At 71.1% G+C, this 13,303-nt stretch carries 10 protein-coding genes and 1 pseudogene; 7 read left to right on the top strand and 4 right to left on the bottom strand.

Translation table 11 applies throughout. The features are described from left to right. On the bottom strand, window positions 1-3,956 hold a 3,956-nt coding region (locus ACZ60T_RS33765; protein ID WP_469669441.1), incomplete at its 3' end, for an acyltransferase domain-containing protein. Window positions 3,957-4,214: 258 nt separating this feature from the next. Here ACZ60T_RS33765 and ACZ60T_RS33760 point away from each other — a divergent pair. The 6 genes from ACZ60T_RS33760 (at window position 4,215) to ACZ60T_RS33735 (ending at window position 10,790) form a co-directional block, all read left to right on the top strand. Next, entirely contained in the window at window positions 4,215-5,081 is an 867-nt protein-coding gene (locus ACZ60T_RS33760) for an inositol monophosphatase family protein (protein ID WP_469669440.1), read from the top strand. Window positions 5,082-5,237: 156 nt separating this feature from the next. Next, window positions 5,238-6,647, top strand: coding sequence for a phytoene desaturase family protein (locus tag ACZ60T_RS33755; RefSeq protein WP_469669439.1), 1,410 nt, complete (start codon window positions 5,238-5,240; stop codon window positions 6,645-6,647). Between the two features lie 60 nt (window positions 6,648-6,707). Continuing rightward, window positions 6,708-7,217 carry an O-acetyl-ADP-ribose deacetylase gene (locus ACZ60T_RS33750; protein WP_365627448.1) on the top strand — a complete coding sequence of 170 codons (510 nt, stop codon included), beginning with the start codon at window positions 6,708-6,710 and terminating at the stop codon, window positions 7,215-7,217. 133 nt (window positions 7,218-7,350) lie between these two features. Then, window positions 7,351-8,589, top strand: a complete 1,239-nt coding sequence (locus ACZ60T_RS33745) for a PP2C family protein-serine/threonine phosphatase (RefSeq protein ID WP_469669438.1) — start codon at window positions 7,351-7,353, stop codon at window positions 8,587-8,589. Window positions 8,590-8,721: 132 nt separating this feature from the next. After that, a complete protein-coding gene (locus ACZ60T_RS33740) occupies window positions 8,722-10,188 on the top strand; it encodes an AlkA N-terminal domain-containing protein (RefSeq protein WP_469669445.1) in 1,467 nt (488 codons plus the stop codon). 113 nt (window positions 10,189-10,301) lie between these two features. Beyond that, the gene (locus ACZ60T_RS33735) at window positions 10,302-10,790 is read left to right on the top strand and encodes a methylated-DNA--[protein]-cysteine S-methyltransferase (protein ID WP_469669444.1); all 489 of its coding nucleotides are present in this window, start codon (window positions 10,302-10,304) and stop codon (window positions 10,788-10,790) included. Here the strand turns inward: ACZ60T_RS33735 and ACZ60T_RS33730 are convergent. Then, window positions 10,787-11,527, bottom strand: a complete 741-nt coding sequence (locus ACZ60T_RS33730; RefSeq protein WP_469669443.1) for an SIR2 family NAD-dependent protein deacylase — start codon at window positions 11,525-11,527, stop codon at window positions 10,787-10,789. The genes ACZ60T_RS33735 and ACZ60T_RS33730 overlap by 4 nt on opposite strands. A gap of 117 nt (window positions 11,528-11,644) precedes the next feature. On the opposite strand from ACZ60T_RS33730, the gene ACZ60T_RS33725 reads away from it, so the two are divergent. After that, complete coding sequence (locus ACZ60T_RS33725) at window positions 11,645-12,238, top strand: DUF4291 domain-containing protein (RefSeq protein ID WP_469669437.1); 594 nt, start codon at window positions 11,645-11,647, stop codon at window positions 12,236-12,238. On the opposite strand, the pseudogene ACZ60T_RS33720 reads toward ACZ60T_RS33725, so the two are convergent. Both ACZ60T_RS33720 and ACZ60T_RS33715 read right to left on the bottom strand, forming a co-directional pair. Continuing rightward, window positions 12,223-12,480 (bottom strand): annotated as a pseudogene (locus ACZ60T_RS33720) (hypothetical protein); the annotation flags it as partial. The gene ACZ60T_RS33725 and the pseudogene ACZ60T_RS33720 sit on opposite strands and share 16 nt — an antisense overlap. Before the next feature lie 32 nt (window positions 12,481-12,512). Further along, window positions 12,513-13,121 (bottom strand): hypothetical protein, encoded by a 609-nt coding sequence (locus ACZ60T_RS33715; protein WP_469669436.1) that lies wholly within the window; start codon window positions 13,119-13,121, stop codon window positions 12,513-12,515. Between the last annotated feature and the right edge of the window lie 182 nt (window positions 13,122-13,303).

Here is a 13,303-nt window from a genome sequence, read left to right as displayed (position 1 = left end):
AGGACGGGGTCGGGGCCTGCTTCGAGGTAGTGGGTGATGTGGGTGTGCTGGAGGGTGTGGGTGACGTCGAGGTAGCGGACGGTGGAGCGGATGTGCCGGGCCCAGTAGGCGGGGTCGGCGAGTTGCTCGGGTGTGGTCCAGGTGCCGGTGACGTCGGAGACGAGGGGGATGGCCGGCGCGTGGAAGGTGACCTGTGCTGCCGCCTGTTCGAACTCGGCCAGGACCGGGTCCATGTGAGGGGAATGGAAGGCGTGGCTGACCGTGAGGGGGCGGGTCTTGTGGCCCTGACCCCTGAGGATGCGGGCGGCTTCCTCGGCAGCCTTGGCGTCGCCGGAGATGACGGTGGAGGTGGGGTGGTTCAGGGCCGCGATCGTCAGGTCTCCGCCGACCTGTTCCAGCACGGTGAGAACCTCCTCCTCCCGCGCCTGTACGGCGATCATGACGCCGCCTGCGGGTGCCTGCTGCATCAGCCGCCCGCGTGCGGCGACCAGGTGGGCGGCGTCGGGCAGGCTGAGTACGCCCGCGCAGTGGGCGGCGGCGATCATGCCGACGGAGTGCCCGGCCAGCGCGTGCGGGGTGAGCCCGTGGGCTTCGGCGAGACGGAACAGGGCGACCTGCACGGCGAAGAGTGCGGGCTGGGTGTATTCGGTCTGGTCGAGCAGTTCGGCTTCCGGGCTGCCGGGCTCGGCGAAGACGATCGGGGCCAGGGGCCGGGTGAGGTGCTTGTCCAGGGCTTGGCAGGCCTCGTCGAACGCGGCGGCGAACACGGGCGAGGTGGCGTGGAGTTCACGTCCCATGCCGGGACGTTGACTGCCCTGTCCGGTGAACAGCACCGCCGTGCGCGCCGGACCGCCGCTCGCGGTCGCGGTGATGACACCCGGACCCTCGCCGACAGTGGCCAACTGCTGGAGGGCTGTGATCAGTTCCTCACGGGTGGAACCGGTGACAGCGGCACGGTGCTCGAAGCGCGTACGACGCTCCAGAGCGGCGGCGACAGCCACCGGCTCGGTGTCAGGCCGAGCCGTCAGGTGCTCGTGCAGACGTACGGCCTGCTCCCGCAGCGCCTCAGGCGTCTTCGCTGACATGGTCCACGTCACCGGCAGCCCGCTGTCGCTCTCAGCGTCGAAGTCGGGTTGTACCGGGGCCTGTTCGATGATGACGTGGGCATTGGTCCCGCTGATCCCGAACGAGGACACGGCCGCCCGCCGAGGCGTCTCGCCCTCCGGCCATGGACGCGACTCGGTGAGCAGCCGCACCTGCCCCGACTCCCAGTCGACATGAGGACTGGGAGTGTCGGCGTGGAGGGTCACGGGCAGGGTGTGTTCCCGCAGCGCCATGACCATCTTGATGATCCCGGAGACACCCGCAGCGGACTGGGTGTGCCCGATGTTCGACTTCAACGAGCCGAGCCACAACGGCCGTTCGACATCACGCTGCCGCCCGTACGTGGCCAGCAGAGCCCCGGCTTCGATCGGGTCCCCCAGCCGCGTACCGGTCCCGTGAGCTTCAACCGCATCCACATCGGCAGCACTCAACCCCGCATTGGCCAGCGCCTGCCGAATCACCCGCTCCTGAGCCGCACCGTTCGGCGCAGTCAGCCCATTGCTGGCCCCGTCCTGGTTGATCGCACTGCCCCGCACCACGGCCAGCACCCGATGCCCGAGCCGCTGCGCGTCCGACAGCCGCTCCACAACGAGCAGCCCCACACCCTCACTCCAGCCGGTGCCGTCGGCGTCGGCGGAGAACGCCTTGCACCGCCCATCGGATGCCAGCCCGCCCTGCCGACTGAACTCCACGAACATTCCGGGCGTCGACATGATGGTGACGCCGCCCGCGAGGGCCATGTCGCATTCACCCTGGCGCAGCGCCTGCACCGCGAGATGCAGGGCGACGAGGGAGGACGAGCAGGCCGTGTCCACCGACACCGCCGGACCCTCGAGGCCGAGCGTGTAGGCGATGCGCCCCGAGGCGACACTCAGCGTGGTCCCGGTCAGCACATAGCCGTTGACCGCCTCGATGGGTTCCGCCATGCGGGGGCCGTATTCCAGGTTCGTCCCACCGACGTAGACGCCGGTCCGGCTGCCGCGCAGCGACGCCGGATCCAGTCCGGCCCGCTCCAGCGCCTCCCAGGCCGTCTCCAGCAGCAACCGCTGCTGCGGATCCATTGCCAACGCCTCACGCGGCGAGATTCCGAAGAACTCCGCGTCGAAACCAGCGGCATTCGACAGGAACCCACCCTGTCGCGTGGACGACGTCCCCACCGCCTCCGGATCCGGATCGAACAGCCCCTCCAGATCCCAGCCACGATCCGACGGGAACTCACCGACCGCGTCGACGCCGTCCGCGACGAGCCGCCACAACTCCTCCGGTGACCCGACCCCACCCGGCAGACGGCACCCCAGCCCCACGATCGCGATCGGCTCGTCCGAAGCGATCGGGGTGTGTGCGCCCGAGTCGATCGAAGCGGAGTCGATGCCGGTCAGCTCGGCGTGGAGATGCCGGGCGAGGGCGAGGGGTGTGGGATGGCTGAACACGACAGTGGCAGGCAGCCGTTGGCCGGTCTCGTGGACGAGACGGTTGCGCAGTTGGACGGCCTTGGGGGAGTCGATGCCCTGGTTGTTGAAGGTGAGTTCCGGGTTCAACGGGCTCGTGTCCCCACGAACCGACATCGTCAACTCGCAGACGAGGCGCAGGACTTCGGCCATGCCCTCAGGCTCGGCGAGGGCGCGCACGGAACGGGCGTATGTGGAGAGCTCGTCGTCGGAAGAGGGCGGGCGGGGCAGGTCTTCCGGGGACAACTCCGCCTCCGCGACGCCGGGTTGTGCGAAGGCGGCTGTCCAGTCCACGGGGACGCCGTGCACGTGCAGATCCGCGGCGGAGGTCAGCAACGTGGGCAGGCTGCCCTGGCCGCGACGGAGGGAGCCGACCGCGAGGGCCGTGTCCTGAAGCCCCGCCGACTCGATGGTGTCGAGGGTGCCGAGGGTGAGCGCGGGATGGGCGCCGACCTCGACGAACGTCCGGTGCCCCGCGTCCAGCAGGACCTGAACCGTCTGGTGCAACTGGACCGGCTCGCGCAGCGTGCGGAACCAGAAGTGGGCGTCCAACTCCTCGGGTTCCGGCCTCGCGGCGATGGTCGTGGAGTAGTAAGTGGTCCGGGAATCAGCGGAAGCGTGGGAGGTCACGGGCGCGAGTTCGCGCAGGAGGCGCTCCCGGATGGCCTCCACCTGGGGGCTGTGGGAGGCGAATTTCACCTCGATGCGGCGCGCGCGAATACCGTCCGCCTTGCACCGGGCGACGAGTTCGACCACGGCGTCGGGCTCGCCGGACACGCTGACCGAGGTGGGCCCGTTCACGGCGGCGACGAAGAGCCGGCCGTCCCAGGGCGTCAGATACTCGGCGATGGCTTCGGCGGGCAGGGCCACCGCGGCCACGGCCCCACCGCCGTCCAGGTCCTCGTGAATCGCCAGGCCCCACGCCGCCGACACGCGTGCGGTGTCGTCCAGCGACAGCGTGCCGCTGACATAGGCGGCGACCACCTCGCCCATGCAGTGCCCCGTGGCGGCGTCCGGCTCGACTCCCCAGGAGCGCCAGAGGGCGGTCAGCGACACCATGACGGCGAAGAGCACCGGCAGCGTCACGTCGGTCCGTTCCAGGGAAGGCGCGTCGGGCGCGCCCCTGAGCACCTCGATCGGTGACCAGTCGACGTACGGGGCGAGCGCTCGGGCGCATGCGTCGAACTGCTCACGGAAGACCGGCGAGGACTCCAGGAGGTCGACGGCCATGCCCTGCCATTGGGTGCCCTGCCCGGGGTAGACGAAGACCGTGCCGCCTCGGGACGCCGGGTCGTGGGCGCCCGTGACGGGCAAGGACCGCAAGGTGTGCAACAGCGCATCCCCGGAGAGCGCTCCAGGAGAAGGGTGGCCGCCGGCCTTCGTTCCGGACGCATGGTCAGCCATGTGAGCGATCTCCTCTTCCGGGGCTCTTCGGATCGATCCGGGCATTGACGGTCTGCGGGCAGGCAACGGTCTGCGGGCAGGAAGGCATCAAGTCACGAAGATGCGATCGACGGCTAAGGGAGCGCTTACCCGTATCTAAATGCCCAGTGATCGCGGTGGTCCCGGGCGGGTGCCGCGGCGAACCGAATTCACGTCGATTCCACCTGGAGTGCACCGGCCCGCTGGGGATTGTCAGTGGCGCGTGCTCTCATGGGAGCCATGATCGAAGATCCCGAAACCATCGACGAGTTTCTCGCCCACGGCACCTCCGACGTCGAGGAAGCCATCCGCACCGCGGCCGCCACCGAGATCACGCCACGCTTCCGCCGACTCGCGGCGCACGAGGTGGACGAGAAGAGCGGGCCGCACGACCTGGTCACGGACGCCGACCGCAAGGCCGAGGAGTATCTGAGCGAGGCGCTCCCCAAGCTGCTGCGCGGTTCCGTCGTCGTGGGCGAGGAAGCCGTCCACCTCAACCCGGCGACGTACGAGGCGCTGCACGGCGACGCCCCGGTCTGGATCGTCGACCCGGTCGACGGCACCCGCCAGTTCGTTCACGGCGACCCCGGCTTCTGCACCCTGATCGCGCTCGCCCAGGGCGGCGTCGTCCGCGCCTCCTGGACCTACGCACCGGCCCACGACCAGCTCGCCTGGGCGATACGGGGCGGGGGCGCGTTCCTCGACGGCGAGCGGCTGCGCTCCGGCTCGCCCGAGCCGGGCCGCGACCTCGACGTGGCCACGTCCCACCCGCTCTACACGACGGACGAGCAGAAGCGCGCGCTCTTCGGCCTCCAGACGCAGGGCGTCCGCCCGCGCCCGTGCGGCTCGGCGGGCCTGGAGTATCTGAAGATCGCCCAGGGCCGGCTGGACGCCGTCGCCTTCTCCTGGGAAGCGGCCTGGGACCATGCGGCGGGTCTCCTCCTGGTCGAGGAGGCAGGCGGTGCGCACCTCACCCTGACGGGTGAACCGTTCCGTATCACGGGTGGCAACGCCCTGCCGTTCACCGCGGCCCGCGACGAGGCGACCGCCCGCCGGGTACTGGATCTGCTGACCGGCAGGGCCGACACCGAGACCGGCGAGGGCTGACGAGCGGGGGAAGCCCACGGACCCTGAGCCGCGCCGCGGCCCACTGGAACCCCCGGCCTGAGGCGGGTTCCCCGCACCCCTGGAGGTGTCGGTCCCCGGGCATATCCTGATGTTCATGTGGCCGTCGGCTGACGAAGGAGTCCGAAGGTGCCGTCGATGCTCGATGCGGTCGTGGTGGGGGCGGGGCCCAACGGGCTGACGGCCGCCGTGGAGCTGGCCCGCCGCGGCTGCTCCGTGGCCGTCTTCGAGGCGCGCGGCACGATCGGCGGCGGCGCCCGCACGGAGGAGCTGACCCTGCCCGGCTTCCGGCACGACCCGTGCTCCGCCGCGCACCCCCTCGGGATCAACTCACCCGCGTTCAGAGCGCTGCCCCTGGAGCGGTACGGCCTGCGCTGGCTGCATGCCGACCTGCCGATGGCGCATCCGTTCCCGGACGGCACGGCCGCGGTGCTGTCCCGCTCCGTGTCCGAGACGGCCGCCTCGTTCGGACCGCGCGACGCGGGGGCCTACCGCCGCCTGGTGGCGCCCTTCCTGACCCGCTGGGACACGCTCGCCAAGGACTTCATGTCCCTGCCCCTGAGCGCGCTGCCCCGCGACCCCGTCACCCTGGCCCGCTTCGGCCTCGCGGGCCTGCCCCCGTCGACGTGGCTGCTGCGCCGCTTCCGCGGCGAGCGGGCCAAGAGCCTGATCGCCGGGCTCGTCGCCCATGTGATGGCCCCCCTCGACGGCCTCGCCACCAGCGCGATCGGACTGGTCTTCGCGCTGGCCGCGCACGCCCGCGGCTGGCCGGTGGCCCAGGGCGGTTCCCAGGCGATCTCCGACGCGCTCGCCGCGTGCCTCGAGGACCTCGGCGGCACCGTCCACACCGACTACGAGGTCAAGCGCCTCGACGACCTGCCCCCCGCGCGCGCCTACGTCTTCGACACCTCGCCCACCGCGCTGGCCCGTATCGCGGGCCTCGGCAGGTACTACGACGGGTTCCGGTACGGCCCCGGCGCCTTCAAGATCGACTACGCGCTGGACGGCCCGGTGCCGTGGGCGGCGAGGGAAGCCCGCGTCGCCGGCACCGTGCAGATCGGCGCGAACAGCGCGGAGATCAGCGCCGCCCTGCGCGCCGCCTCCCGGGAGGGCCGCGCCCCCGACGCGCCGTTCCTCATCACCGTGCAGCCCAGCGTCGCCGACCCCACCCGGGCCCCCGCGGGCAAGCAGGTCTTCTGGGCGTACGGTCATGTGCCCAACGGCTGGCAGGGCGACCTCACCGACGCCATCGAACGCCAACTGGAGCGCTTCGCACCGGGCTTCCGTGACCGCGTCCTCGCGCGCGCCACCGCGGGCCCGCCCGAACTGGCCGCCCGCAACGCCAACTACGTCGGCGGTGACATCGCCTCCGGCGCGGCGTCCGGCCTGCGACTCCTGCTGCGCCCCAAACCCTCGCTGTTCCCGTACAGCACCCCGCACCCCGCCGTCTTCATCTGCTCGTCGGCGACCCCGCCGGGCCCCGGCGTGCACGGCATGTCCGGGCACAACGCGGCGAAGGCCGTGTGGCGGAGGCTGAGACAGCGATGACCACCATCTCTCCGGTGCAGCGATGACCATCATCTCTGATGACATCTCTCCAGGGCAGCGATGACCACGATCGTCCTGGTGCGGGGCGACATCACCCGCCAGAGCGCCGACGCGATCGTCAACGCCGCCAACTCCTCCCTGCTCGGCGGGGGAGGCGTGGACGGTGCGATCCACCGCCGCGGCGGCCCCGCGATCCTCGCGGACTGCCGTGCCCTTCGCGCCTCCCACTACGGCAAGGGCCTGCGCACCGGCCAGGCGGTCGCCACGACGGCGGGCGACCTGGACGCGCAGTGGGTGATCCACACGGTGGGCCCGCGCTTCCTCCCCGAGGAGGACCGGTCGGAGCTGCTGGCCTCCTGCTACCGGGAGTCCCTGCGGGTCGCGGACGAACTCGGCGCCCGCACCGTCGCGTTTCCCGCCGTCTCCACCGGTATCTACGGGTGGCCGGTGGACGATGCCGCCCGCATCGCGGTGGAGACGGTACGAGCGGTGCAGACGGCGGTCGAGGAGGTCCGGTTCGTGCTCTTCGACGAGCGGGCGTACGAGGCGTTCGCCGCGCGGCTTCGCTGACGGAGGCTCCCTCCGCGTGGGTGCGCCTCGACCGGCCCGGAGCGGGGCGCGGCCCTGCTGCCCCAAGGCCTCGGGGAGCGTCCGAGCTACCCGGACCGTAGCGTGAAGAGACGGGGACGAGGGAGAGGTGGCGATGTCGGTGCTGGACTACGCGGCGTTGTTCGCCGCCACGCCGAGCCCCTACCTGGTGCTGGATCCCGACCTGATGATCGTGGAAGTCAACCAGGCGTATCTCGACGCGACCGGCACGTCCCGCGACGACCTGGTCGGGCGGCATATCTTCGACGCCTTCCCGTACGACCCCCATGACCAGGAGAGCGAAGGGGTGCCGACCCTGAACGCCTCGCTCCAGCGCGTCCTGACCAGCCGGCGAGCGGATGCGCTGGCCTTCATGAAGTACGACATCCCCGTCAGGGGCCGCCCCGGCACCTTCGAGGAGCGCTGGTGGTCCCCGGTCAACACACCGGTCCTCGACACCGAGGGTGAGGTGGCCTGGATCATCCACCGGGCGGAGGACGTGACCGCGTACGTAGACGTGCACGGCACCGAGGAGGCGGTGTCGCGCGAGCCGCCCAGCGAGCGCGTGGCCCTGGAGGCGGAGCTGTACGCGCGGGCGCGGCAGCTACAACGCCTGAACGAGGAACTGAGGCAGGCGCACAAGCGCGAACGCCATGTGGCCCTCGCGCTCCAGGAGGCCATGCTTCAGTCGCCCGACCTGTGCCGGCACAAGGACGTGGCGGTGCGCTATCTGCCCGCTATCGGCTCGCTGAACGTGTGCGGCGACTGGTTCGACGTGGTCGACCTGCCCGACGGTTCCTTCGCGGTGGCCGTCGGTGACGTCGTCGGTCACGGCCTGGAGGCCGCCGCCGTCATGGGGATGCTCCGCAGCGCGCTGAGCGCCGCCATCCGGGCGCTCGGACGGCCCGCCCAGGCCCTCGAGGTCCTGGGCCTGTACGCCCGGTCCGTGGAGGGCGCGCTGAACACCACGGCGGCCAAGGCCCTGGTGGACCCCCGCAGCAAGCTGATCGTCTACAGCAGCGCCGGGCATCCGCCGCCCCTCCTCGTCCGTCCGGACGGTGGGTACGACCTGCTGGACCAGGCCACCGACCCACCGCTGGGCGCCCGGCCGCAGCATGTGGTCCGTCCCCAGGCCGTGCACCCCTACAACCCCGGAGACACGCTCGTGCTCTACACGGACGGGCTGATCGAACGGCGCGGCGAGCACATCGACGAGGGGCTGACCCGGCTCGCCGAAGCCCTCGGCCAGTACGGCACCATCGCCCCGGAGAGCATGGCCGATGCCGTGCTGGAGCGACTGGGAGTGACCCACGGCGCCCGGGACGACATCGCCCTGGTCATCGTGCGGCTGTGACTGCCCCGATGGCTTCAGACGGCGCATCCGGGAGGGTGTCACCGGGGTCATGACAGGTCGGCCGACGTACATGTCGGATTCTCGCCAGCCCGGCCGCCGCCGGTGGTCGATGCTGGAGGCATGCGGAACGGGATGCACACCGACCAGGAGCGCTGCGTGCGCGCCGTCCAGTCCAAAGACGCACGCTTCGACGGGTGGTTCTTCACCGCGGTGGTGACCACGCGGATCTACTGCCGGCCCAGTTGCCCGGTCGTGCCGCCGAAGCCGGAGAACATGACGTTCTACCCGAGCGCGGCAGCCTGCCAGCAGGCCGGATTCCGGGCCTGCAAGCGGTGCCGCCCGGACACCAGCCCCGGCTCGCCCGAGTGGAACCAGCGCGCCGACCTCGTCGCACGCGCGATGCGGCTGATCGCCGACGGCGTCATCGACCGCGAGGGCGTGCCCGGCCTCGCCGCCCGCCTCGGCTACAGCACCCGCCAGGTCGAGCGCCAGCTCCTGGCCGAGCTGGGCGCGGGCCCGCTCGCGCTCGCCCGCGCCCAGCGCGCCCAGACGGCCCGGCTGCTCATCGAGACGACCGCGCTGCCCATGGCGGAGGTCGCGTTCGCGGCCGGGTTCTCCTCGATCCGCGCCTTCAACGACACCGTCCGTGAGGTCTTCGCGCTCTCGCCGAGCGAGCTGCGCAGCCGCCACCCGAAGCAGCCGGTGACCACCCCCGGCGTCCTCGCCCTGCGGCTGCCCTTCCGCGCCCCGCTCAACCCCGACAACCTCTTCGGCCACCTCGCCGCGACGGCGGTACCCGGCGTGGAGGAGTGGCGCGACGGCGCGTACCGGCGCACCCTGCGGCTGCCGTACGGCCACGGGATCGTGGCGCTCGCCCCGCGGCCCGACCACATCGCCTGCCGCCTCAACCTCAGCGACATGCGCGACCTGCCCGTCGCCATCAGCCGGTGCCGCCGCATGCTCGACCTGGACGCCGACCCGGTCGCCATCGACGACCAACTGCGTACGGACCCGCTGCTGGCCCCCTTGGTCGACAAGGCCCCCGGCCGCCGGGTGCCGCGTACGGTGGACGAGGCCGAGTTCGCCGTACGGGCCGTTCTGGGCCAGCAGGTCTCCACCTCCGCCGCCCGCACCCACGCGGCCCGCCTGGTCACCGCGCACGGCGAACCGGTCGAGGACCCCGAGGGCAGCCTCACCCACCTCTTCCCCTCGCCGCGGGCGCTGGCCGCGCTCGACCCCGCGTCGCTCGCGATGCCGCGCACCCGCCGTACCACGTTCACCACCTTGGTGAACCAACTCGCCGACGAATCACTGCACTTGGGCGTCGAGAGCGACTGGGAGGAGAGCCGTGCGCGGCTGCTCTCCCTGCCCGGCTTCGGCCCCTGGACCGTCGACGTGATCGCGATGCGTGCCCTCGGCGACCCCGACGCGTTCCTGCCCACCGACCTCGGCATCCGCCGCGCCGCACAGCACCTGGGCCTGCCGTCCACCCCCGCCGCGCTCACGGCGCGCGCCGCGGCCTGGCGACCGTGGCGGGCGTACGCGGTCCAGTACCTGTGGGCGACCGACGGCCACCCGATCAACTTCCTCCCTGTATAAGGGAATCCAAGGGACTGAAACCCATGACGCAGTCCATGAAGCAGTCAATGAAACAACCGATGACACAGCCCATGACGCAGACGACGATGACGCGGACGACGGTGATGCACACGATGACAGCGAAACAACACACCGTGATCGACAGCCCGTACGGGCCCCTGACCCTCGTCGCCACGGACGGCGTCCTGTCCGGCCTGTATATGACCGACCAGCGCCACCGCCCGCCCGAGGAGAGCTTCGGTGACCGCGACGAGACACCCTTCGCCGAGACGATCGACCAACTGGAGGCCTACTTCTCCGGTGAGTTGAAGGAGTTCACCCTCGAACTGCGCCTGGACGGAACCCCGTTCCAGCGCCGGGTCTGGGAGCAACTGTGCCTGATCCCCTACGGCGAGACCCGCTCGTACGGCGAACTGGCCGACGCACTCGGCAACTCGAGCGCCTCACGCGCGGTCGGACTCGCCAACGGCAAGAACCCCCTCGGCATCATCGTGCCCTGCCACCGCGTCGTCGGCGCGAACGGCAGCCTCACGGGCTACGGCGGCGGCCTGGACCGCAAGAAGCGCCTGCTGGACTTCGAGAGCGGCGCGGCCCTCTTCTAGCTCTCTCTGCCGTCCTCGCCGAGCGTGCGCAGCAGTGCGGGCAGAGCCGTGCCGATCGGCTCGCGTACGATTTCGTCGGCCCGGTGGTCGTACGGTGTGGGCTCGGCGTTGACGATGATCAGCCGGGCCCCGTGGTCTGCGGCCACCCCGGCGAGCCCGGCGGCGGGCTGCACCTGAAGGCTGCTGCCGACCGCGATGAACACCGTGCAGGCCTTGGTGATGGCGACCGCCTCGCCCAGCACCACCGGGTCGAGCTGCTCGCCGAACATCACGGTGGCCGACTTGAGGATCCCGCCGCACTCCAGGCACGGCGGATCCTCCTCACCCGCGGCGACCCGCGCGAGGACGTCCGCCATGGGCCCGCGCGCATGACATCGCGTACAGACGACGCTGTGCACGGTGCCGTGCAGCTCCAGCACCTTGCGGGCGGGCATCCCGGCGAGCTGATGCAGCCCGTCCACGTTCTGCGTGATCACCCGCACCGGCACCCCGGACCGCTCCAGCTCCGCGACAGCCAGATGCGCGGCGTTCGGCTCGGCCCGCAGCGCCCGGTTCCCACGACGCATCTGCCAGGACCGCCGCCGGATCTCCGGATCGCCCATGTAGTACGCGTACGTCACGAGCTTCTCGGCCTCCGGATCCCGCCGCCACAGCCCGTTCGGACCGCGATAGTCGGGGATACCTGAATCGGTGGAGATACCCGCGCCGGTGAGAATGGCGACGAGGGGCCTGTTCATGGGCATGCGGCGAGCGTAGAACGCCTGCCCGCGCGGAGCGAACGGAAATCGAAGCGCACCCCGGCCCGTTCGAAATTCACTGGCCGAGGGGAAGCGGCTGGTCCCACCCTGGACGCCATGGAAGAACCGACACGCAGAATCCGCGCACGCCACACGGCATCCACGATCACCGTCTACCAGGCGTACTCCCCGGAACTGGGCGAGCCCGCGGTGCGCCAGGGCCGCTTCCCCGCCGCGTGGAAGCGGGACCGGATGACCTGGATCAAGCCGTCGTTCATGTGGATGATGTACCGCTGCGGTTGGGGCACGAAGCCGGGGCAGGAGACCGTCCTGGCCGTCGAGATCACCCGAGACGGCTTCGAGTGGGCGCTGCGCCATGCGTGTCTGTCCAGTTACGTACCCGGGCTGCACCCCGACCACCCCACCTGGCAACGGGAGTTGAAGCGTTCACCGGCCCGCGTCCAGTGGGACCCGGAGCGCGATCTGCGCCTCCAGCCCCTGCCCTACCGTTCCCTTCAACTCGGGCTCTCCGGTGAGGCCGTACGGCGCTACGCGGACGAGTGGACGGTCTCCATCAGCGACGTGACGCCGCTCGCCCACGAGATCCACGCCCTCGTCGGCGACGGGGACTTGGACTCCGCGACCCGGCTGCTCCCCGAGGAGCGGCCCTACCCCGTCGAGGACGCACTGCTGACTCACTTGCGCGGGTGACGGACGTGTGCGCGGCGCGCGCGACAGTCGCCGCCGCCAAGCGCAAGAACCGCGGTCGCGGACTCCAGGCTGCGCCGGCCGACAAGGACGCTGGTGCCGAGCCCGGCTGACATCGCGAGCAGGCCGATCCCTTCGTCCCTCGCGTCGATCTCAGGTCCCGCGAGGTGCGCCTCCTGTGCATGTCGGAGGAGTCCGGTGAGTGTCCCCTCGGCGGCGTCGGGGTTCGCGATGAAGACCTGCGCGGGTTACGGTTCGGCGCCCGGTGTCGCGGGCGCTACGCCCTTCCGGCGTTCGGATCGCCGTAGCCGGGAAGCTGCCCCGGCGGTACGTACCGCAGCCGTCCGTTCCGGTCGGTCATCGGGATGAACCCGGCGTCCTGCAAGAGCGCGGTGCACTTGGCTCTGCGGTGTCGATTGACGGCGAGTCCGAGGGGTACGCCGACCACGAGCACGGCGCAGGCGATGCCGGCGAACACGGTGGGAGTGGTGCCCCGTAGGAGCCCGAAGACGAGAAGGGCGCTGACGAGCCCGATGCTCCGCAGCACTTGATTGCCGTAGAGGGCACTCATGTCGAACGTGATGCGGGCCTTGAGGAGGTCGATCGCCTCGGGCGCGAGGGGTGGCCGCGCGCCCCCGTCGCTCGCATGCGGGTACTGCGCCCAGTTGTGTGCGGCTCGCGCGCGGGCCTGCGGGCCGAGGTCGGGCACGAACGACATCACGTACCCCGATCCCCGCCGAATTCCCGCGTACTCGTACCCGAACTGCTGGGCGACGGCGGCGAGTCGGGCGAACTCCTTGGTCGTGGCCATGGCCGGTGCGACCTCGACGGACCACCGCCCGCTCGCCATCTGCCGCAGCATCTTCAGCACATGCCGGTCACTCACCGGTGCCCCCTCGCTTCCACGGCCCTGACAGCCGCCGACCGCGCCCGTCAACTCTCATGACGATCAGCTCTGTTGGGCACCGTAGGCCACGACACGGAGCCCCACCATGCTGGGTTCAGGCAGTCTCGGGGGTCATCGGCTGCCTGCTCCGCACACCTCGCCCGCGTCGGGTGAACCGCGAA

The sequence above is a fragment of the Streptomyces sp. NPDC104371 genome (assembly GCF_055583785.1).
Note: the sequence above shows the minus strand (reverse complement) of the source record. Positions and strands in the feature narration are given on the sequence as shown.

What these genes read in the sequence shown, in the direction of transcription:
- ACZ60T_RS33760 (WP_469669440.1), top strand. Translation starts at nt 4,215, where the DNA reads ATGATCGAAGATCCCGAAACCATCGACGAGTTTCTCGCCCACGGCACC.
- ACZ60T_RS33755 (WP_469669439.1), top strand. Translation starts at nt 5,238, where the DNA reads ATGCTCGATGCGGTCGTGGTGGGGGCGGGGCCCAACGGGCTGACGGCC.
- ACZ60T_RS33750 (WP_365627448.1), top strand. Translation starts at nt 6,708, where the DNA reads ATGACCACGATCGTCCTGGTGCGGGGCGACATCACCCGCCAGAGCGCC.
- ACZ60T_RS33745 (WP_469669438.1), top strand. Translation starts at nt 7,351, where the DNA reads ATGTCGGTGCTGGACTACGCGGCGTTGTTCGCCGCCACGCCGAGCCCC.
- ACZ60T_RS33740 (WP_469669445.1), top strand. Translation starts at nt 8,722, where the DNA reads ATGCACACCGACCAGGAGCGCTGCGTGCGCGCCGTCCAGTCCAAAGAC.
- ACZ60T_RS33735 (WP_469669444.1), top strand. Translation starts at nt 10,302, where the DNA reads ATGACAGCGAAACAACACACCGTGATCGACAGCCCGTACGGGCCCCTG.
- ACZ60T_RS33730 (WP_469669443.1), bottom strand. Translation starts at nt 11,527, where the DNA reads ATGAACAGGCCCCTCGTCGCCATTCTCACCGGCGCGGGTATCTCCACC.
- ACZ60T_RS33725 (WP_469669437.1), top strand. Translation starts at nt 11,645, where the DNA reads ATGGAAGAACCGACACGCAGAATCCGCGCACGCCACACGGCATCCACG.